Origin of the sequence: Faecalicatena contorta (assembly GCF_022835095.1) — a bacterium.
Taxonomy (GTDB): Bacteria; Bacillota; Clostridia; order Lachnospirales; family Lachnospiraceae; genus Faecalicatena; species Faecalicatena contorta.
Map to the genome: position 1 here is coordinate 624,053 of NZ_BQNQ01000001.1, position 20,695 is coordinate 644,747.

Annotated in this window: 16 protein-coding genes, 1 pseudogene and 1 other annotated feature; of the genes and pseudogenes, 14 read left to right on the plus strand and 3 right to left on the minus strand. The window is 45.5% G+C overall.

The window, feature by feature from the left end; translation table 11 throughout:
* Positions 1–102 precede the first annotated feature (102 nt).
* Positions 103–1,479: a UDP-N-acetylmuramate--L-alanine ligase gene (gene murC, locus MWG26_RS02785; RefSeq protein ID WP_055152520.1), complete on the minus strand. Its 1,377-nt coding sequence runs from the start codon at positions 1,477–1,479 to the stop codon at positions 103–105.
* Positions 1,480–1,693: 214 nt separating this feature from the next.
* On the opposite strand from murC, the gene MWG26_RS02790 reads away from it, so the two are divergent.
* The 3 genes from MWG26_RS02790 to spoVG all read left to right on the plus strand — a co-directional run bounded on the left by MWG26_RS02790 (position 1,694) and on the right by spoVG (position 4,444).
* The gene (locus MWG26_RS02790; protein WP_025654552.1) at positions 1,694–2,968 is read left to right on the plus strand and encodes a glucose-1-phosphate adenylyltransferase; all 1,275 of its coding nucleotides are present in this window, start codon (positions 1,694–1,696) and stop codon (positions 2,966–2,968) included.
* Complete coding sequence (glgD, locus tag MWG26_RS02795) at positions 2,965–4,083, plus strand: glucose-1-phosphate adenylyltransferase subunit GlgD (protein ID WP_025654553.1); 1,119 nt, start codon at positions 2,965–2,967, stop codon at positions 4,081–4,083. Before MWG26_RS02790 ends, glgD begins: the two co-directional genes overlap by 4 nt.
* Positions 4,084–4,156: 73 nt before the next feature.
* Entirely contained in the window at positions 4,157–4,444 is a 288-nt protein-coding gene (gene spoVG / locus MWG26_RS02800) for a septation regulator SpoVG (protein WP_025654554.1), read from the plus strand.
* A gap of 100 nt (positions 4,445–4,544) precedes the next feature.
* Here the strand turns inward: spoVG and MWG26_RS02805 are convergent, their stop codons facing one another.
* Entirely contained in the window at positions 4,545–5,225 is a 681-nt protein-coding gene (locus MWG26_RS02805) for an RluA family pseudouridine synthase (protein WP_025654555.1), read from the minus strand.
* 91 nt (positions 5,226–5,316) lie between these two features.
* Between MWG26_RS02805 and MWG26_RS02810 the strand changes: the two genes are divergently transcribed.
* The 8 genes from MWG26_RS02810 (at position 5,317) to tuf (ending at position 15,623) form a co-directional block, all read left to right on the plus strand.
* A complete protein-coding gene (locus MWG26_RS02810) occupies positions 5,317–6,291 on the plus strand; it encodes a calcium/sodium antiporter (protein WP_025654556.1) in 975 nt (324 codons plus the stop codon).
* A gap of 9 nt (positions 6,292–6,300) precedes the next feature.
* Positions 6,301–7,668 (plus strand): 5-bromo-4-chloroindolyl phosphate hydrolysis family protein, encoded by a 1,368-nt coding sequence (locus tag MWG26_RS02815; RefSeq protein ID WP_025654557.1) that lies wholly within the window; start codon positions 6,301–6,303, stop codon positions 7,666–7,668.
* A 39-nt stretch (positions 7,669–7,707) separates the two neighbouring features.
* Positions 7,708–8,841 carry a toxic anion resistance protein gene (locus MWG26_RS02820; RefSeq protein WP_025654558.1) on the plus strand — a complete coding sequence of 378 codons (1,134 nt, stop codon included), beginning with the start codon at positions 7,708–7,710 and terminating at the stop codon, positions 8,839–8,841.
* 84 nt (positions 8,842–8,925) lie between these two features.
* Positions 8,926–9,134, plus strand: a binding site (T-box leader).
* Between the two features lie 151 nt (positions 9,135–9,285).
* Positions 9,286–10,728, plus strand: coding sequence for a proline--tRNA ligase (gene proS / locus MWG26_RS02825; RefSeq protein ID WP_025654559.1), 1,443 nt, complete (start codon positions 9,286–9,288; stop codon positions 10,726–10,728).
* Between the two features lie 266 nt (positions 10,729–10,994).
* Positions 10,995–11,414 carry a 30S ribosomal protein S12 gene (gene rpsL, locus MWG26_RS02830; protein WP_009001705.1) on the plus strand — a complete coding sequence of 140 codons (420 nt, stop codon included), beginning with the start codon at positions 10,995–10,997 and terminating at the stop codon, positions 11,412–11,414.
* Positions 11,415–11,705: 291 nt separating this feature from the next.
* Entirely contained in the window at positions 11,706–12,176 is a 471-nt protein-coding gene (gene rpsG / locus MWG26_RS02835; protein WP_025654560.1) for a 30S ribosomal protein S7, read from the plus strand.
* A gap of 16 nt (positions 12,177–12,192) precedes the next feature.
* Complete coding sequence (fusA, locus tag MWG26_RS02840; RefSeq protein ID WP_025654561.1) at positions 12,193–14,310, plus strand: elongation factor G; 2,118 nt, start codon at positions 12,193–12,195, stop codon at positions 14,308–14,310.
* Between the two features lie 119 nt (positions 14,311–14,429).
* Positions 14,430–15,623: an elongation factor Tu gene (tuf, locus tag MWG26_RS02845; RefSeq protein WP_025654562.1), complete on the plus strand. Its 1,194-nt coding sequence runs from the start codon at positions 14,430–14,432 to the stop codon at positions 15,621–15,623.
* Positions 15,624–15,728: 105 nt separating this feature from the next.
* Here tuf and MWG26_RS02850 read toward each other — a convergent pair whose 3' ends face one another.
* Positions 15,729–16,205, minus strand: a complete 477-nt coding sequence (locus MWG26_RS02850) for a hypothetical protein (protein ID WP_025654563.1) — start codon at positions 16,203–16,205, stop codon at positions 15,729–15,731.
* 986 nt (positions 16,206–17,191) lie between these two features.
* Here MWG26_RS02850 and MWG26_RS02855 point away from each other — a divergent pair.
* The 3 genes and pseudogenes from MWG26_RS02855 (at position 17,192) to MWG26_RS02865 (ending at position 20,591) form a co-directional block, all read left to right on the plus strand.
* Positions 17,192–18,648: pseudogene (locus MWG26_RS02855) on the plus strand (putative bifunctional diguanylate cyclase/phosphodiesterase).
* Complete coding sequence (locus MWG26_RS02860; RefSeq protein WP_025654565.1) at positions 18,645–19,373, plus strand: DUF554 domain-containing protein; 729 nt, start codon at positions 18,645–18,647, stop codon at positions 19,371–19,373. Before MWG26_RS02855 ends, MWG26_RS02860 begins: the two are co-directional and overlap by 4 nt.
* 180 nt (positions 19,374–19,553) lie before the next feature.
* The gene (locus MWG26_RS02865) at positions 19,554–20,591 is read left to right on the plus strand and encodes a LacI family DNA-binding transcriptional regulator (RefSeq protein ID WP_244062691.1); all 1,038 of its coding nucleotides are present in this window, start codon (positions 19,554–19,556) and stop codon (positions 20,589–20,591) included.
* Positions 20,592–20,695 lie beyond the last annotated feature (104 nt).

A 20,695-nucleotide genomic window follows, 5' to 3' on the forward strand; every position in this document is an offset into this window, starting at 1 on the left:
GTATAGGTATTATAGCACCTTATTGTTGAGGGACAAAGTGTTTTTTAGTGGGTAAAACAGAGTTTTTTGTAGATAACTGTGTGGGGAAAGTGTGGATAAGTTTTATTTTAACAGTTCTTCCCCGATATTTACTACATCTCCAGCTCCCATAGTTATCAACAGGTCACCGGGTTTACAGTTCTCTCTTAAGAAATCTTCGATTTCCTCAAAACACGGAAAATAATGTGAGTCGGTTCCCAGTTTTGAGAGCTCCTGCGCCAGATCGCTGGAGGATATTCCCAGCGTATCCGTTTCTCTTGCGGCGTAGATATCTGCTAAGACCACATGGTCCGCATGGGACAGAGCCTCTGCAAACTCATGGAAAAATGCCTTTGTCCGGGTGTAAGTGTGGGGCTGGAATACACACCACAGTCCTTCGTGCGGATAGTGCTTTGCAGCCTTTAAGGTTGCGGCAATTTCTGTGGGATGGTGGGCATAATCATCCACGATTGTGGTGCCGTTTAGGGTGCCCTTGTATTCAAAACGGCGGTCTGTCCCGGAGAAGGAGATCAGCCCCTTCTGTATCATATCGGCTGGAACGCCAAGCAGCTCTGCAACTGCGATAGAAGCAAGCGCATTGGAAACATTGTGGTCTCCGGTGACAGAAAGGACAACGTGTTCTGCAGGAGTTCCGTTCCGAAGCAGGTCAAAAGAGACACAGCCTTTATCGTCGTAACTGATATTCTGCGCGCTGTAGTTGGAATCCGGGGAACTTCCGTAAGTGATGACGCTGCAGTTAAGCCCATCGCAGATCTCTTCATAGTTCTGTATATTTGAATTGATAACAAGGGTTCCGTCGGGAGGGAGCAGGGATGCAAACTGGTGAAATGAATGACGGATATCTTCCAGGTCTTTGAAAAAGTCCAGATGATCTTCTTCTATATTGAGGATAACGCTGATTCTGGGGTAAAAATCCAGAAAGCTGTTTGTATATTCACAGGCTTCCGTAATAAAGGTTTCGGAATTACCTACACGTATGTTGCCGCCGATGGCCTGCAGAATGCCGCCAACCGATATAGTTGGGTCCAGATTTCCTTCCAGGAGAATATGGGAAATCATGGAGGTGGTTGTGGTCTTCCCATGTGTTCCGGAAACGGCAATGGGATTCTTATAGTTTTTCATCAGCTGTCCAAGCAGTTCTGCCCTGGTAAGCATCGGTATCTTACGTGCAACTGCTTCAATCAGCTCCGGATTATCACGGCTGATAGCAGCAGTGTAAACCACACATTCAATCCCATCTATAATATTGCCGGCCTTCTGTCCGTAAAATATGCGGGCACCCTTGTCTTCCAGCTGCTGAGTTAGTGGTGACTTTCTGGAATCAGAACCAGATACTGTAAATCCTTCTTTTAGAAGTATCTCGGCCAGACCACTCATGCTGATGCCGCCAATCCCTATAAAATGGATATGAATTGGTTTTTTGAAATTGATCTTATACATAAATTTATTCCTTCTCCTTTAAAAAAATCTTAAAATTTGTCATAAACATTAACTGCTTTTTATATTATACTATATATGGGGAAATTTTAAAGATGTTCTTTTTGTGCAAAATTAACAAAAAGGCAAAACGTTCCGCTAAAAATTTGTAAAAAATGTGTGCGGGAGATAAAAGTGTGTTATAATAAACCCAACTAACTAGAAATGAGGTGACGACATGATTAAAAAGGAAATGATTGCAATGCTGTTAGCAGGAGGACAGGGCAGTCGATTGGGAGTCCTTACCGCAAAAGTGGCCAAGCCGGCAGTAGCATTTGGCGGAAAGTACCGTATTATTGATTTCCCGCTCAGTAACTGTATTAATTCAGGCGTAGATACCGTGGGTGTTTTAACACAGTATCAGCCTTTACGATTGAATACTCATATTGGAATTGGAATTCCGTGGGATTTGGACCGCAATGTCGGAGGGGTGACGATTCTTCCGCCGTACGAGAAGAGTACAAGCAGTGAGTGGTATACAGGGACAGCGAATGCGATTTACCAGAACCTCGACTATATGGAGACCTATAACCCTGATTATGTACTGATTCTTTCAGGAGATCACATTTATAAGATGGATTATGAAGTGATGCTGGATTTCCACAAGGCGAATAAAGCTGATGTCACCATAGCCGCCATGCCGGTACCGATGGAGGAAGCAAGTCGTTTTGGTATTGTCGTTACAGATGATGAGAGCAGGATTAAAGAATTTGAAGAGAAACCGGAAAAACCGAGCAGCAACCTGGCATCAATGGGTATCTACATATTCAGCTGGCAGGTACTGAAGGATGCGTTGCTTAAACTTTCGGAACAGCCGAATTGTGATTTCGGAAAGCATATCATTCCGTACTGCCACGAGAATGGCAAGCGGATGTTTGCATATGAGTACAACGGCTATTGGAAAGATGTCGGAACACTGAGTTCTTACTGGGAAGCGAATATGGAATTAATCGATATTATTCCCGAGTTCAACCTCTATGAAGAATTCTGGAAGATCTATACCAACAGTGCCAACATTCCACCACAGTATATTTCGGAACAGTCCGTAGTTGACAGATGTATTATCAGCAACGGTTCGGAGATCTACGGCGAGATTCATAATTCTGTGCTTGGAGGCGGTGTAACTGTAGGTAAGGGGAGCATTATCAGAGACTCCATTATTATGAGGGATGTTACCATTGGAGATAACTGCGTGATTGATAAGGCGATTATTGCCGAGGGAACCAGGATTGGCAGCAATGTCGTGATTGGAATAGGAAGCGAAGTTCCGAACAAAGAAAAACCGAATATTTACGGCGGCGGTCTTGCAACTATCGGTGAGAATTCAGAGATACCGTCAGGAGTACAGATCGGTAAGAATACCGCCATTAGTGGTGTTACGTCCATAGAGGATTACAGCGCCGGAGTACTTGCAAGCGGAGAGACATTAATAAAGGCAGGTGATCGTGTATGAGAGCAGTAGGTATTATCTTAGCAGGCGGAAATAACAGAAAGATGCTGGAACTGACTTCCAAACGTGCTGTTGCAGCGATGCCTGTAGCTGGCAGTTACAGGGCAATTGATTTTGCGTTGAGCAACATGACAAACTCCCATATTCAGAAGGTGGCCGTGCTGACACAATATAATGCAAGATCCCTGAATGAACATTTGAATTCATCCAAATGGTGGGATTTTGGGAGAAAGCAGGGCGGGCTGTTTGTATTCACCCCTACGATTACGGCAGAGAATGGTTACTGGTACCGTGGAACGGCGGATGCTGTCTATCAGAATCTGGATTTCCTGAAGAAGTGCCATGAGCCGTATGTAATCATTACATCAGGAGATGCGGTGTACAAGCTTGACTATAATAAAGTGCTTGAGTACCACATCGCGAAGAAAGCAGACATTACAGTCGTGTGTAAGGATCTGGAAGCCGGGGAGGACGCTACCCGCTTTGGTACCGTGCGCATGAATGAATCCGCAAGGATTGAAGAGTTTGAGGAAAAGCCGATGGTGGCTCACTCACATACGATTTCTACTGGTATCTATGTCATCAGGAGAAGACAGCTTATCGACCTCATCGAGCACTGTGCAGAAGAGGAAAGACATGATTTTGTAACCGATATTCTGATTCGTTATAAGAATCTGAAGAAAATATACGGTTATAAGATAAACAGCTACTGGAGTAACATCTCAACAGTGGACGCATATTACCAGACAAATATGGATTTCCTGAAACCGGAAGTGCGCAGCTATTTCTTTAAGGAGCTTCCGCCGGTGAATTCCAAGGTCAGTGATCTTCCGCCGGCTAAGTATAATCCGGGGGCGGTTGTTAAGAACAGTCTCATCGGAAGCGGAAGTATCATTAACGGAACCGTTGAAAATTCCGTGTTATTCAAGAAGGTATTTGTGGGCAATAACTGCGTTATCAAGAACTCTATCATCCTGAACGACGTTTATCTTGGGGACAATACTTACATTGAAAACTGTGTAGTAGAGAGTCGCGATACGATAAGAGCGAACACAAGGCATGTTGGTGAAAATGGTGTGAAAGTGGTAGTTGAGAAAAACGAACGGTATGCATTATAAAGGTTAGGCTTATTGAGTCATGTCTCAATAGGGCGCAGAACTAATGCAGGCGGAGAAAGGAGACTTGAACATTATGCAAATCACAGATGTGCGTGTGCGCAAGGTGGCAAAGGAAGGGAAGCTGAAGGCAGTTGTTTCTATCACAATTGACGACGAATTTGTTGTCCATGATATTAAAGTGATAGAAGGTGAGAAGGGCCTGTTTATCGCAATGCCGAGCAAGAAAGCTCTTGACGGTGAATACCGTGACATCGCGCACCCAATCAATTCCGGGACCAGAGAGCGTATTCAAAGTACAATCCTGGAGAAGTATTCCCAGTCAATAGAGGACGAGCCGGAAACAGTTCTTGGGGAAATGTAAATGTAGTAAATGGAAGGCTGCTGCAGCTCATGCGAGCTTGCAGCAGCCCGTTTTTTTCAAAAGAGGGGTCTGACCCCTTTGCATCTGATTGTTATAAACTTCACAAAGATACGTTATTTATAGATTTGAGCCGGTCTGTCTGAAAATCCATTATTTTACCTGTGCGTGGGTGTTTAAACTTCAAACGGCAGGCAAACAGCTGAAGCCCGCAGGATTCCGAAACTTTTCCAGATTCCCGGCCGTACTTCCTATCACCGGCGATGGGGGTTCCCATATGTGCCATCTGTACTCTGATCTGGTGGTGACGGCCTGTTTCCAGGGTGATCTCCGCCAGTGAGCGGGCAGTATCCGGATTGGATTCTATAATTTTATAATGCAGGAGCGCTTTTTTTGCACCCGGAGTTTCAGGTGTGCAGACCTTTGCCGTATTGTTTCTGCCGTCTTTTACAAGGTAATCTGCCAGATCTCCCTCCATGGCGGAGGGGATTCCGGTGAGGAGCGCACGGTAATGCTTGCCGAATCCAAACCGGGTCAGCTGTTTGTTCAGGCCCCGGGCGGCAGCAGGTGTCTTGGCAAATACGAGAAGACCTTCCACCGGCTGATCCAGGCGGTGGATGACGGCGAGGTAGGGCGGCTGTTTTCCGGGATGGTTTTTATGGATATGGTTTTTCAGAATACTGATCATATCGGGGGTTCCTATTCGGCTGCTTTGGGTTGGTATTCCGGCCGGTTTGACACAAACGATGATGTCCTCGTCTTCATATAAGATGTCCGGGTTCATTTTATTTACTCCTTTGCTGGTATATCCTTGACTTTTCAGAAAAATCTGACTACACTGATTATCGTATAAAAGAAAAGCGAGGTCAAGTATGATAACATATCTGCTGTTAATAATAGGGTTTTTTCTGCTGATAAAAGGTGCGGATTTTTTTGTGGACGGAAGTTCAAGCATTGCAAAGATATTACGGGTGCCATCCATTATTATCGGCCTGACGATCGTCGCTTTTGGGACAAGCATGCCGGAGGCCTCCGTCAGTATAACGGCTGCCCTCCAGGGGAAAAATGACCTTGCAGTCAGTAATGTGATAGGTTCCAATATATTTAATCTGCTGGTCGTACTTGGGGCAAGCGCGATGGTGCGTCCAATTCAGGTGAAGTGGTCTATACTGAAAAGAGAGTTCCCATTTTCTATAATAATCACTTTGGTTTTATTGCTGGGGCTTACCGGATTTCATTTCAGCGGCATACTTGAAAATGACAGAGAATACGTACTTACAAGAGGCGCGGGAATTTTTCTTCTGGTTCTGTTTATCGGATTTTTATGCGTCGCAGTGACCGATGCCATGCACTCCCGCAGGCAAATGGAACAGTCGGGGGAGCCTGTAGAGGAATATGAAGTCTTGACTCCTCTTCGCAGTGTGGGTTATATTGTAATTGGGATAGCTGGAATCATTATCGGAGGCAACTTTGTTGTGGACAGCGCAACGGAGATTGCACTGAGTTTTGGACTAAGCCAGACATTTATCGGGCTTTCTATAGTGGCACTGGGGACTTCCCTGCCCGAGCTGGTAACTTCAATGGTGGCAGCTAAAAAGGGGGAAAATGATCTCGCACTGGGCAATGTGGTTGGCTCTAATATATTTAACATTCTGTTGATCTTAGGGGCTTCCGCATCTATTACACCGATTACTGTGAACGCTTTCGCGGTTTGGGATACGGTGATCCTGATCGTGGCAAGTTTTCTGGTGTATGTGTGCGCTGTCAGCAGAAAGGGATTGTCTAAGCTGGAAGGCTTATTGTTTCTGCTGTTTTATGCAGGATTTTTTGTATATATTCTGACAAGGTAGGTGGAAAAGATGAAGAACCAGGATTGGGAACGATTTGGGGAAGATATCCGCAGGACGGTGCAGGATGCTGTGGATTCCCAGGATTTTAACAGATTAAACCAGACAATTACAAATACCGTTAATCATGCCATGGATGGACTGGAAAAAGGCATTCATACAATGGGGGATGCTGTAGGGGACGCAGTTGACAAGACTGCGAAGAACTTTAAAAATCAATCCTGGCAGAACAGCCGCCGGCAGTCCAACGGGAATACATACAGGTACCAGGGAGGCCCGGGGCAGGAAAACGCAGGTTACAGATGGAACCCGGATTCCAGACAAAGTCGGGAACAGGGATGGCAGGGACAAAGAACGCAGGACCGCGCAGCGAATGCAGGCGTACAGTACCGAACCGTGCAGAATTCCCCGTCTGTTCAGAAGAATACCAGACTGTTTGTAAGCACGACCGGAACCAAAGTCGGAGGGGTTATTCTTGCTGCTGCAGGTTATACACTGGGAATCTCCATGCTTTTATTGCTGATACTCGTTGTGGTCGTGGGAATCACTGCATTTGATTTCAGCAGCAGTTTCCGGGTGACAGCATGCGTGCTGGGGGCGTTTCTGGCGGCTGGGGCCATTCTCGCTGGTGTCGGGACAAACCTTCTTGGAAAAGTGAAGCGATTCCGTGGATATATCAGAGAAATGGGCGGAAAAGAATACTGTGAAATCAAGGAGTTGTCACAGCGCCTGAAAAAAACCCCCAAGTATATCGTAAAAGATCTTGAAAAGATGATAAATAAAGGCTGGTTCCGGCAAGGGCATTTGGACAGCCAGAGAACCTGCCTGATCGTCAGCAATGAGGCCTATGCCCAGTATACAGATCTCATGCAGCGCATAGAAAAGCAGAAACAGGAGGAACGTCTGGAGAAAGCGCGCCGGGCTGAGGAGGATATGAATATGGACCCGCAGGTAAAAGAGATTATCCAGGCGGGGGATGAGTATATCAAAAAGATCGAAAAATGTAATGATGCGATTCCGGGGGAAGAGATTTCGGCGAAGATATCCCGTATACAGACCCTGGTGGACCGGATTTTTGACCGGGTTGAACAGAATCCGGAGAATGTGCCGGATATCCGGCGGATGATGGAGTATTATCTGCCGACAACAGTCAAGCTTCTGGAGGCCTATGAGGAGCTGGATGCACAGCCGGTTCAGGGAGCCAATATTATTTCATCCAAGAGTGAGATCGAGAAAACTCTGGATACTTTAAATGCAGCGTTTGAGAAACTTCTGGACAGCTTGTTCCAGGATACGGCCTGGAATGTATCGGCTGATATATCGGTTCTGAACACAATGCTGGCACAGGAGGGACTTACCAAGGACGACTTTAAAAAGTAGAAAAAATTAGATGCAGACTTACCGGATGGAGGAAGTAAAATGAACAACGAATTTGAAGGATTTGCAGGAACCCCTGAACTGACGCTGGAACCTTTCCAAGAACAAAAACAGGCAGTAGAGGTCGTGGAGAAAGAAGAAGTTGTATTTGATGACAACATATTGACGGACGAAGAAAGACGGGCAGTCGATAACTTTGCAAACCAGATCGACCTGACCAATTCTTCCGTTATTCTTCAGTATGGGGCAGGCACGCAGAAGAAGATGGCGGACTTTTCGGAGACGGCGCTGGAGAACGTAAAGACGAAAGACCTGGGGGAAATCGGAGACCTTTTGTCTGGCGTAGTGAAAGAGCTGAAGGATTTTGATGAAGAGGAAGAGAAGGGGTTCCTGGGGATATTTAAGAAGACTTCTAATAAAATAAATGCCATGAAGTCAAAGTATACTAAGGCGGAGACAAACATTAACCAGATATGTAAAGTGCTTGAGAACCACCAGGTACAGCTGTTAAAAGATATTGCGATACTGGACAAAATGTATGAGGTGAATCTGACCTACTTTAAAGAACTTTCCATGTATATACTGGCAGGAAAAAAGAAGCTGCAGGAGGTACGTACCACGAAACTTCCGGAACTGCTGAATAAGGCCCAGAGAGACGGTCTGCCGGAGGATGCACAGGCCGCCAGAGACCTGGACTCCATGTGCAACAGATTTGAAAAGAAAATACATGACCTCGAGCTGACCCGCACCATTTCAATCCAGACCGCGCCTCAGATCCGCCTCGTGCAGGGGAATGACACCCTTATGGTAGAAAAGATCCAGTCCACGATAGTAAATACCATACCATTGTGGAAGAGTCAGATGGTTCTGGCTCTCGGTGTGGAGCATTCGGCTCAGGCAGCAGCAGCTCAGCGCGAAGTGACAGACATGACAAATCAGCTGCTGCGTAAGAACGCCGAGAAACTGAAGCTGGCAACAGTTGAAACTGCCAAAGAGTCAGAACGTGGAATTGTAGACATTGAAACGCTGAAGATGACGAACGAATCTCTGATTTCTACGCTCGACGAAGTGATGCACATCCAGCAGGAGGGCAGACAGAAACGCCGCGAGGCAGAGCAGGAGATGATGCGTCTGGAGGGCGAGCTGAAACAGAAGCTGCTGCAGGTTCAGGGATAAGATAACGTTACAGTCCGACAGGATCATGATTAGCGGAGGAGAATCCCTTGACAAAGAGAGGGTTTTCGAGTAGAATCACAGTTACTACAGGCGATGAACGGGAATAGTATATGCAGGAAACGATACAGAGAGGAGGCTGTTAGGTGTGAGGCCTTTGCGGAGAATGTATAGAACCGGCCCGGGAGCTGCTGTGTGAAAGCACGGCGTAGAACCGGCGTTAACGGTGTTTGAGTGAGCTGCGTCAGGGGATGCAGTTAATTAGGGTGGTACCGCCGAGACTTTCGGTCCCTTTTTGGAGGGGAAGAAGGTCCCGGCGTTTTTGTATATTTAAGTATAACCAGCATACCAGGGATACCTGACTATACAAAAACACCGGGACAGCACGACTTCCTGACACATGAAATACGGGGCAGGGGCCCTGGAGAATGGAAAAGGAGACATATTATGGCTAAGGAAAAGAAACTGGTTGAATCAATCACATCAAGAGACGAGGACTTTGCACAATGGTATACAGATGTAGTCCGTGAGGCAAAGCTGTGCGACTATTCGGGAGTAAAGGGATGTCTGAATTATCTGCCCAATGGGTATGCAATCTGGGAGAATATCCAGAGCGGCCTCGACAGGAGGTTTAAAGAGACCGGAGTAGAGAATGTCTATCTTCCTGTTCTGATCCCGGAGGCACTGCTTCAGAAGGAATCGGATCATATTGAAGGATTTGCTCCTGAAGTGGCATGGGTAACTCACGGAGGCCTGGAGAGACTGCAGGAAAGATTCTGCATCAGGCCTACATCAGAGACCATGTTCTGTGATTTGTGGAGCAGAACAGTGCAGTCATACCGGGACCTGCCGAAAGTATGGAATCAGTGGTGTTCCGTGTTGCGCTGGGAAAAGACCACGAGACCGTTCCTGCGTTCCAGAGAATTCTTGTGGCAGGAAGGACATACGATCCATGCAACATACGAAGAGGCAGAGCAGCGGACATTGACCATGCGTGATGTATATAGAGACTTTATTCAGGATGACCTTGCAATTCCTCTGATTTCCGGGCGGAAAACAGAAAGTGAAAAATTTGCCGGGGCGCAGGACACATACACAGTGGAGGCGCTGATGCACGATGGAAAGGCACTGCAGTCCGCAACAAGCCATTTCTTCGGAAACGCATTTCCGGATGCGTTTGACATCAAATATGCGGATAAGAACAACGAGCTGCATAGTGTATATGAGACATCCTGGGGCCTGTCCACCAGAATCATCGGCGCCATTATCATGGTGCACGGCGATGACAGCGGCCTGGTGCTGCCGCCGAGAATTGCGCCTGTCCAGACGAGAGTGATTCCGATCGCCCAGCACAAAGAAGGCGTTCTCGAGAAGGCGAACGAACTGCTTGGCGCCCTGAAGGATGCGGGCTATAAGGCGAAGATCGATGATTCGGAAAAGAGTCCCGGATGGAAATTCAGTGAGCAGGAGATGCTCGGCATTCCGACCAGAATAGAGATCGGTCCAAAAGATATTGAAAACAATCAGGTTGTAGTAGTACGGCGCGATACGAGAGAAAAGATCGTCGTATCAATGGATGAGATCACTACAAAACTGGGCGATATCCTTGAAACAATCCAGAAAGATATGTTTGACAGGGCAAAAGCATTTCTGGATGCCCATATAGACAGCGCGGTAACGATGGAAGAAATGAACGAAAAATTCCAGGGCAACCGTGGATTCATCAAAGCAATGTGGTGTGGTGACGAGGCTTGTGAAGACGAAATCAAAACCCAGACAGGAGGTGCATCTTCCAGATGTATCCCGGATGACGAGGAACATCTCTCAGACGTGTGCATCTGCTGCGGAAAACCGGCGAAGCATATGGTCTACTGGGGGAAAGCATACTAAAAGCTGCGCGGAGGGGTCAGTCGCTTCTGCAAAGGGGTCTGACCCTTTTGCGGAGGGGTCTGACCCCTTTGAACATCAAGAAACAAAAAAGTTCCGTAAAAATCATCGAAAATCCCTTGACTTTCCCGCAAAAACGTAATAAACTAATTTAGCGTGCATAAAAAGGCATTATTTTTTGGCGCGTAAATCAAGATAATTACGATTATCTGCAACCCCTTTCCACATAAGTGAGAAGGAAACGAAAGAATCATAGGAGGTGAAAAAGAATGCCAACATTTAACCAGTTAGTTAGAAAAGGACGTCAGACTTCTGAAAAGAAATCAACAGCACCGGCACTTCAGAAAGGATACAACTCTCTGCAGAAACGTGCTACGAATGTATCTGCACCACAGAAAAGGGGTGTATGTACAGCTGTTAAGACAGCTACACCAAAGAAGCCTAACTCAGCTCTGAGAAAAATCGCCAGAGTTCGTCTCTCTAATGGAATCGAAGTAACGAGCTATATCCCGGGTGAAGGACATAACCTGCAGGAGCATAGTGTTGTTCTGATCCGTGGAGGAAGAGTTAAGGACCTGCCAGGTACAAGATACCATATCGTAAGAGGTACACTTGATACAGCAGGTGTTGCTAAGAGAAGACAGGCTCGTTCTAAATACGGCGCTAAGAGACCAAAAGACGCAAAATAAAAGCGGCTTTTAAAGGTTTGTCTAATTAGCAGATTATGTAACTAAACAGTTAAATCGTATCACAAACAGAACTATGATTATCGAATCTTATTGAACATTAGCAGTTCAATAAGTAAAGGTTGCGGATTTATGCAGGCGCTTATTGTCATTCAAAAGATGAAGCGCTGACTTTTATAGACAGGTCCCGCGGCCACGAGCACATGAAGTGCGATTTCCATAGAAAGACACATGTGAGTACCGATGAATTAATCCCGGCAGAGACCGGAAATAATGATTAAGGAGGGAAGGACCGTGCCACGTAAAGGACATACTCAAAAAAGAGATGTATTAGCGGATCCAATATACAACAATAAGGTTGTTACCAAGCTTATCAACAACATTATGTTAGATGGTAAGAAGGGTGTAGCACAGAAGATTGTATACGGAGCGTTTGAGAGAGTTGAGGCAAAGGCTGATAAGCCGGCTATCGAGGTTTTCGAGGAAGCAATGAACAATATCATGCCGGTTCTCGAAGTAAAGGCAAGACGTATCGGTGGTGCAACTTATCAGGTGCCGATCGAAGTAAGAGCAGACAGAAGACAGGCTCTTGCACTTCGCTGGTTAACAACCTATTCTCGTAACAGAGGCGAGAAGACAATGGAAGAAAGGCTTGCAAATGAAATTTTGGATGCAGCCAACAACACTGGTTCATCAGTGAAGAAGAAAGAAGATATGCATAAGATGGCAGAGGCAAATAAAGCATTTGCTCACTACCGTTTTTAATTAGGAGGAAAAAATCTTGGCTGGAAGAGAATATCCACTAGAAAGGACCAGGAATATAGGGATTATGGCTCATATCGATGCTGGTAAGACAACATTGACAGAGCGTATCCTGTATTATACTGGTGTAAACTATAAGATAGGTGATACTCACGAGGGTACTGCGACCATGGACTGGATGGAGCAGGAACAGGAGAGAGGTATCACAATTACTTCAGCTGCTACAACATGTCACTGGACTTTGGAAGAAAAGACGAAGCCAAAGCCGGGTGCCCTGGAACATCGAATTAACATCATCGATACACCGGGACACGTTGACTTTACCGTAGAAGTTGAACGTTCACTTCGTGTGCTGGATGGAGCCGTAGGTGTATTCTGTGCTAAGGGCGGTGTTGAGCCTCAGTCAGAAAACGTATGGCGTCAGGCTGACACATACAATGTACCGAGAATGGCGTTCATCAATAAGATGGACATTCTGGGAGCTGATTTTTACAATGCTGTAGAGCAGATCAAGAACAGACTTGGTAAAAATGCAATTTGTCTTCAGCTGCCAATCGGTAAAGAAGATGAATTCAAAGGAATCATCGACTTAATGGAGATGCAGGCTTATATCTATAATGATGAAAAAGGCGAAGACATTTCTGTAGTAGAGATTCCGGACGATATGAAAGACGACGCAGAACTGTACCGTACAGAATTAGTCGAGAAGATCTGCGAATTAGACGACGATCTGATGCTGGAATACCTGGAGGGCGAAGAACCTTCTGTTGAAGCACTGAAGGCTGCCCTGAGAAAGGGAACCTGCGAGTGTACAGCTGTTCCGGTATGCTGCGGTACAGCATACAGAAACAAAGGTGTCCAGAAGTTATTGGATGCAGTGATCGAATATATGCCGGCGCCGACAGATATCCCGCCAATCGAAGGTGTGGATGCGGACGGAAACAACGTGGTGAGACATTCATCTGATGAAGAACCATTCTCAGCACTGGCATTTAAGATTATGACAGACCCGTTTGTAGGTAAGCTTGCTTACTTCAGAGTATACTCCGGTTCTATAAACTCCGGTTCTTACGTGCTGAACGCAACAAAAGGCAAAAAAGAACGTGTTGGACGTATCCTTCAGATGCATGCCAATAAGAGAGCAGAACTGGATAAAGTATATGCAGGAGACATCGCAGCTGCTATCGGATTCAAGTTCACAACAACAGGGGATACAATCTGTAACGAACAGCATCCGGTTATCCTGGAGTCTATGGAATTCCCAGAGCCGGTTATCGAGCTCGCAATAGAGCCGAAGACAAAGGCTTCTCAGGGCAAACTTGGAGAATCCCTTGCAAAACTTGCGGAGGAAGACCCGACATTCCGTGCACACACAGATAAAGAGACAGGACAGACAATCATCGCAGGTATGGGTGAGCTTCATCTGGAGATCATCGTAGACAGACTTCTGCGTGAATTCAAGGTAGAGGCTAACGTAGGCGCGCCGCAGGTTGCTTACAAAGAGTCCTTCACAAAACCTGTTGATGTAGACAGCAAGTATGCAAAACAGTCAGGTGGACGTGGACAGTATGGACACTGTAAAGTTAAATTTGAGCCAATGGATGTCAATGGAGAAGAGATTTACAAGTTCGACTCCAGCGTAGTCGGCGGATCGATTCCAAAAGAATATATTCCGGCTGTAGGCCAGGGTATCGAAGAAGCTATGAAATCCGGTATCCTCGGAGGATTCCCGGTTGTTGGTGTTCATGCGACTGTATATGATGGTTCTTACCATGAAGTCGATTCAAGTGAAATGGCATTCCACATTGCCGGCTCTCTCGCATTTAAAGATGCCATGAGAAAATCATCACCTGTACTTCTTGAGCCAATCATGAAAGTAGAAGTCACAATGCCTGAAGAATATATGGGAGATATCATCGGTGATATTAACTCCCGCCGTGGACGTATTGAAGGTATGGATGATCTGGGCGGCGGTAAAATTGTCCGCGCATTCGTGCCATTGTCCGAGATGTTTGGCTATTCCACAGACCTCCGTTCCAGAACACAGGGACGCGGAAACTACTCCATGTTCTTCGAGAGCTACGAGCCAGTTCCGAAGTCTGTACAGGAAAAAGTGTTATCCAATAAAAATGCCTAAATATCAGAAAAAGGCTTGAAAAACCCGGCCTTTTGAAATATAATCAGAATTAGCCGAGTAAAAGCGAAAACCAATAAAATGCCCGAAAATGGGCTATATATTAAGGAGGATTATTCAAAATGGCAAAAGCTAAATTTGAAAGAACAAAACCACATGCTAATATTGGTACCATTGGACACGTTGACCATGGTAAAACAACATTAACAGCTGCTATTACAAAGACACTTTCTCAGAGAGTTGCTGGTAACGCAGCAGTTGATTTCGAAAACATTGATAAAGCTCCAGAGGAAAGAGAACGTGGTATCACAATCTCTACAGCTCACGTTGAGTATGAGACAGACAAACGTCACTATGCACACGTTGACTGCCCAGGACATGCTGACTATGTAAAGAACATGATCACAGGTGCTGCTCAGATGGACGGAGCTATCCTTGTTGTAGCTGCTACTGACGGTGTTATGGCTCAGACAAAAGAGCATATCCTTCTGTCCCGTCAGGTAGGTGTACCTTATATCGTAGTATTCATGAACAAATGCGATATGGTAGACGATGAAGAGCTTCTTGAATTAGTAGAGATGGAAATCCGTGAACTTCTTGACGAGTATGAGTTCCCGGGAGATGATACACCGATCATCCAGGGATCAGCTCTGAAAGCTCTTGAAGATCCATCAGGAGAATGGGGAGACAAGATCATGGAACTTATGGACGCAGTTGACAGCTGGGTTCCAGATCCGCAGCGTGATACAGACAAGCCATTCCTGATGCCGGTAGAGGACGTATTCTCTATCACAGGACGTGGTACAGTTGCTACAGGTAGAGTAGAGCGTGGTACACTTCATGTATCTGATGAAGTTGAAATTATCGGTATCCACGAAGACATCAAGAAGACTGTAGTAACAGGTATCGAGATGTTCCGTAAACTGCTTGATGAAGCTCAGGCTGGTGATAACATCGGAGCTCTGCTTCGTGGTGTTCAGAGAACTGAAATCGAAAGAGGACAGGTTCTGATCAAACCAGGTACAGTACAGTGCCACAAGAAATTTACAGCTCAGGTATACGTTCTGACAAAAGATGAAGGTGGACGTCATACACCATTCTTCAACAACTACAGACCACAGTTCTATTTCAGAACAACAGACGTAACAGGTGTTTGCGATCTGCCGGATGGCGTTGAGATGTGCATGCCTGGAGATAACGTAGAGATGACAATCGAACTGATTCACCCAGTAGCTATGGAAGAGGGTCTTGGATTCGCTATCCGTGAAGGTGGACGTACAGTTGGATCAGGAAAAGTTGCTAAGATCCTTGATTAATCATTGATTTTATAGCATTGAATCATAATAAAAAACCGCAATCCTTGAGTTTTCAAGGACTGCGGTTTTTTTCATAATATACAAATCAATTCTAGAACCGATAGATCAACACATAACAATGATCTTTCTCGGCGTAGTCTGAGGCGGAATACTCCGTGTAGTGACGCTGTAGAACACAATCAGGTTCCGTCCGCCGATGGTACAGTTAAAACGCTGCCCATTCCCCGTTACAACATTCGTTGAAGGCCCAATATTTAACTGCAGAGACTGATCAGCCGCCAGCAGATTCCGGTCAAAGAACCCATAAGCAATCTGTTCGTTGCGCATGGCCAGGCTGATTACAGCAGCCCTGTACTGCGGAGGGTAGATGAGCGGTACAGGCTGATTCGGATCATAGAATGCTGTGACACGCATGCCTGGCAGTAAAAAAGTATTGTTCACAATGTAAGTGTCAGGAGAGGATACAAAGTTAACAGGACCATTATTTGTCATCAGGCTGATGAGCTGGGAACAGCATTCTCCGGAAAAGGGTGTGATGTTTCGGATCATACCGGTGATTGGAGTATAAATTGTATTAGCCATAAATAAAAACTCCTTTTTTATTAGTATATGCAGAAATATCTTTATTGCAATTTTACTTATCAACAGCAGTTCAAGCAATTGTATAGGCGAGAGATGCCGTCAGTTATTGATGCTGCGTTAGGCGGAACTATATGCAATTGTGTGACTGCTCCGTGACAAAGGGGGGATACGCCTGTTCTGGCTACTTATTTAGTATGGAAATATTAGCCTCTTCATGTTATACTTATCCATAAGGGATTTATCTTAACAGCAAATAAGACAAGTTTATCTTGGCAGGAGTCCAATCTCCTTCTAAGATAAAGCCGCCGGCGGGGGGGGGGGGCAGAGGATTTATGTCATGCGGAGTATGACACGCGCCTCGCCGCAAGTATGCCAAGGCTTACTAGAATAAGTATGTGGGAAAGGAAGCGTTTTTGTACAGGGGGGTTCCTGGGTTACAAAGGCACAGGGCAAATGGAATGAAAGCAAAATGGAAGTATGCTCTTCTTGGTTTTTTTCTTGCCATGGATCTTCTAATTGTGTTTGTGTTACGTTCGGTTTATAGTTCACAGTCTTATGGTCAGTTAATTAACTATGTCGGTATTGTCCGCGGTGCTACCCAGCGTCTCGTGAAGCTGGAAATGAACAATCAGCCCAGCGATAGTTTGATTACATACCTGGATGACATTATGGACAATCTGAGCGCGGGCAAAGGCAAATATGATCTGATCCTTCCTGACGATAAAGAATACAGGGCATGCCTGGGGGAACTGGTAACCGAATGGGCAGGCCTGAAAGAAGATATCTATAATTACCGGGGCGGGTATACGGATAGAAATGTGCTGCTTGAAAACAGTGAAATTTATTTTAATCAGGCGAACGAAACGGTGTTTGCAGCGGAGGCATATTCTAAACACCGTACAACGAACCTTCTTCGGATGACCGTTGTGTTGATTATCTGTATTTTTCTTATCTGGCTTCTGATTTTCTGGTTCAGCCTTAGAAAGATGCTGAATCTGGAACATGTGAATAAAAGCCTGGAGGATAAAGCGGGACGGGACATCCTGACTAATGTCTATACAGTGGATAAATTTAAAAAGGCTGCACAGGAGCTTCTGGATGAGAACAGCGGGCTGAAATACGCTGTTTTTTATGTGGATTTTGCAGATTTTAAGTATATAAATGATGTATTCGGCTATGAATGGGGAGACCGTATACTGAAAGAGTATGGCACGATACTGGAAAAAGACCTGGATGAAAAAGAGGTAGTCGGTCGTGTCAATGCCGATAATTTTGTGATTCTAAGACACTATGAGACCAAAAAGGATGTACTGAACCGCCAAAAAGAGGTTGATAAAAAGATTACAGATTATATGCGTGATTCCGGAAACAGACATATCCTTTCCGTCTGCTGCGGGCTTTGCTGTATTGAGGATGTAATTGAGAGCCTGAAAATAGAAGGCCTGATGGATCGGGCAAATTTTGCAAGAAAGGCTGTTAAGACGGGGAAGTTTGACAGATACCGCTTTTATAATGAGAGCATACGCCGGCAGCTGTTCTTCGAAAAAGATATTGAAAGCTGTATGGGAAGTGCGCTTGAGAACAAAGAATTTAAAGTATACTATCAGCCGAAAGTGGATCTGAAGACAAACCAGATCGCCTGTTCAGAGGCGCTGGCACGCTGGCAGAAGGCGGATGGCACAGTCATTTCACCCAATGAGTTTATCCCTGTTTTTGAAAAAAATTACACAATACCTCTTCTGGACAGATATATCTTTGAGGAAGTCTGCAGGTGGCTGAGGCATCTGCTGGATGAAGGACTACAGGCGCTTCCGGTCTCGGTTAATGTATCCCGCCTCCAGTTCTATAACAGCGATTTTGTAAGCAGCTACACAGAGATACGGGATAAATATAACATCCCCCCAGCCTTCTGGAGATCGAGTTTACGGAGACTATTCTGTTTGATAACTGGGATGAGCTGAGTAAGATTGTTGAGGATCTTCACAGCGCCGGGTTCTCCAGTTCCATCGATGATTTTGGAAAAGGATATTCTTCACTTAGTATGGTGCAGAATTTGAACGTTGACGTCCTGAAAATAGATGCTGCTTTTTTTCCGAATATTACGTCTAAAGAAAAGGACAGGCTCCTTGTAGAAGGGATGATTAAGCTGGTAAAGCAGTTTGGAGTAGTAACAGTGGCTGAGGGAATCGAGACGGAGGAACAGATAGAAGTACTGCGCGGCATTGGCTGTGATATGATACAGGGATATGTCTTCTACAGGCCGATGCCGGAACAAGATTACGAAAGCCTGCTTTTTGAGAAGAACAGCGATAAGACAGATGCGGCAAAAAGAACTGCTCAGGAGAACGCGGTAAAGAACGGGGTGCAGCATGAGGGAAAAGAGTGCGGACAAATCATCGCAGATCCGGGAGTGTATTATCAGGATAATGGAGAATTTGGATGAAAGGGTTAGGTACAATTGTTAATGTTGCAGCTGTGATTGCGGGCAGCGGGATTGGTTTACTAATTAAGAACGGATTAAGGCAGCGCTTTCAGGATATCCTGATGCAGGCATGCGGTGTTGCAACTATTTTTATTGGAATAGGCGGGGCACTTACCGGGCTGCTCAAAATTACCCCGCAAGGGGTGCTGGAGACGCAGAATACCATGCTCCTTGTATTTTCACTGGTACTTGGAAGCCTTCTGGGAGAAGCGTTGAATATAGAACTGCATATGGAACATCTGGGAGATACGCTCAAAGCCCTTGTAAATGCTAAAAAGGACACCCAGTTTGTGAACGGATTTGTTACGGCTACGCTGGTTATTTGTATCGGTGCGATGGCAATCGTAGGCTCTATACAGGATGGACTGACAGGCGACTATACGATGCTCCTGGCTAAATCGCTTCTGGATTTTGTGATTGTGATGGTATTTGCATCTACATTAGGAATTGGAGTAATGTTTGCTGCGATTCCTCTGGGGGTCTATCAGGGAGGAATTACCCTGGGGGCTTCATTGATATCGGGTTACATGAATGAGACACTGATTTCGAATCTGTCCTGCATAGGTTCCGTCCTTATATTTTGTGTTGGCGTGAATCTGGCATTTAAGAAGATGATCAAGGTGGGGAACATGCTCCCCGCTATATTGGTGCCTATCGCATATAACTTTCTTTCATTTCTGCATTAAGTTTAAACCAGTGTTGGTACCAGATAAAGATATGGACTTCTGGCAGGTGTATATACCGGCCGGGGGTCCATATGCTTTCCTGGCTCTTATGGAAAAAGCATGGAAAACACTGGATTTTATAGGGTTCTATTATTGTAACCCCGCAAAAGATGAGTTATAATCAAAGCAAATGAAATTATTATGATACCAATGAAACCGAGGTCTAGAGAGATGCCAAATGTAACGATCAACGATATAGCCCGATGTGCAGGTGTATCTAAAGCAACTGTGTCACGTGTACTGAATCATCCGGACGTAGTTGATGAGAAAACAAGGAAAACTGTCCAGCGGGTGATGGAGGAGCAAAATTACCGGCCTTCCGTGACAGCGAGAAATCTGTCGAACAGGAAATCCAGTACAATTGGAGTGATACTGCCGCAGGTGGACAATATGTTTTTTGGCGAAATGCTCCGGGGCATGATACACGTTGCAGATAAAAATGAACTGACCATCATGTGCTTTAATTCGGATGACAGCAAGAAAAAGGATCTGCAGACACTGGAAATTCTGGCCGGACACAGAGTGCGGGGACTGATCTATGTACCCGCAGTATCTTATGAGGAAAAGAACGAGCGAAAACTGCTGAACCGTTACCTGCGTACGCTGGATGCGCCGGTGGTCATTGCAGACCGGAACATCGATCTGCCGGTGGACGGTGTGTTCTTTGACGACAACGCGGCCATGTACGAGGCAACCTGTGCGGTGATCGAGGCAGGACATACCAGGATTGCAATCATTAACGGGACGCAGGAACGGGTGCTGGGCAGGCAGCGCCAGAGCGGATTCGAGAGGGCGGTGGAAGAGGCTGGATTAACCATACCGGAGGAATATATTATGCTCGGGGATTATAGTATACAGAGCGCTTATATGATGACAAAAGAGATGATGAAGCTTCCGGTTCAGCCGACGGCAGTAATTACCTGCAATAATGATACTACAAAGGGATTTCTGGAGGCGGTGTATGAGAGCGGCAGGTCAATACCTTTAGATTACAAGAACGTATCCCTCGATAAGATGGAGATGCTGAATATTCTGGGAATTCCCTACAATTACATAGAGCGTGATGCATACCAGATGGGGCAGAAAGCCATGGAACAGCTGATTAACCGCATAGCATTTCCAGACAGGGCTTACCGGCATATTATTATTGAATCCCCATTTGTGAAGCAGAGCCTTTAAAAAAGATAAAATGAACCATCAGAGACGGTTTGTGCAGATTACACAATGTAAAATAAAATGCATAGCCGTATGCTGATGGTTTTTTGTATGTTTTTATGAAATTA